General features: G+C 63.3%; 2 protein-coding genes. One reads left to right on the top strand and one right to left on the bottom strand.

What is annotated here, in order from left to right:
- Positions 1-297 precede the first annotated feature (297 nt).
- Positions 298-669 carry a phasin family protein gene (locus tag B3D39_RS03710; RefSeq protein WP_165756948.1) on the top strand — a complete coding sequence of 124 codons (372 nt, stop codon included), beginning with the start codon at positions 298-300 and terminating at the stop codon, positions 667-669.
- A 130-nt stretch (positions 670-799) separates the two neighbouring features.
- On the opposite strand, the gene B3D39_RS03705 is transcribed toward B3D39_RS03710, so the two are convergent.
- A partial coding sequence (locus tag B3D39_RS03705) for an aminomethyltransferase beta-barrel domain-containing protein (protein ID WP_349678081.1) occupies positions 800-1,045 on the bottom strand: 246 nt, incomplete at its 5' end.

Here is a 1,045-nt window from a genome sequence, read left to right as displayed (position 1 = left end):
GCGCGCGTGATCGGCATGGCCATGCGTGATCAGCGCGCGCGCCACGGGGCGACTCGGGTCGATGTAGAAGTTGCCGCTAGGGCAGTAGAGCCCCTCGGGGCGCGGGATCAGAAGCGGCTCGGCCATCGGTCCTTCACTTACGCTAACGCTCGAAATGCATACGCGGGCGCGCGATCTCGGCCCAAATTTTCGGCATTTGCCTTGAGCCAAGCTTTTCGCGCTACGATTGTTCCAAATCAAACGCTGTGCGCCGCACCCATGCTACGCTCGCGCCATCCAGTCACAAGGGAGGCTGACATGGCACAGAAGAAATCCGCACCCGGGATGAACATGGCTGGCTGCATGCCAGTGCCCGATATGGGGTCGGTAAGCTCGGTGATGGCACCGCAGCTCAAGATGATGGAATCGATGATCGCGCAGAATATCGAGTTGCTCGAGTTTCTGAAGACCCGCTTCGAGCGCGACCAGGAGATGGTCACCCAGTTGGCGGAAACGCCCGATCCGATGCGCGCGATGAGCCTCTGGGGCGAATTCTGGCAGCGCACGGCGAGCGATTACACCGCCGAGATGACGAAGCTCGCGACCTCGATGACGGGGATTGCGGAGCGCGCGGTGCGCTCGGCCACCGAAGAGGGCGAAGCGCTCGCCAAGGCGGTCGGAAAAAAGTGACGACTCGGGTCGGCAAGCACGGGGTAAGCCTCGGAGACGTGCCGGTCTGAGTGATCCGACAGATAGTTAGGCGCGGCAAGCCGGAGGGGCTCGCCGCGCGCAGTTCTGTCTGTGGGGCTGTTTGCGGGCGTTACTTCTTGTAGATCCAGCCACCGCCGAAGATGCGGCTGTCTTCGGGCGCGTAGAACACGCAGGCCTGACCGGGGCTGACGCCTTCCTCCGGCACGACCAACTCGACTTCCGCCTCGGTCTCCGAGATCGGTCGGATGATCGCTTCGCGCGGCGGGCGGGTCGAGCGGACCTTGACCTTCAGATGCCATTCCTTGCGCGAGGTGAAGGGCTCGTCGCCCAACCAGTTGATCTCGCGCACCGGGAT

Source organism: Thioclava sp. UBA3469, assembly GCF_002378135.1.
In the GTDB taxonomy this organism is placed as follows: domain Bacteria; phylum Pseudomonadota; class Alphaproteobacteria; order Rhodobacterales; family Rhodobacteraceae; genus Thioclava; species Thioclava sediminum.
This window is presented reverse-complemented; position numbering and strand designations above follow the sequence as displayed.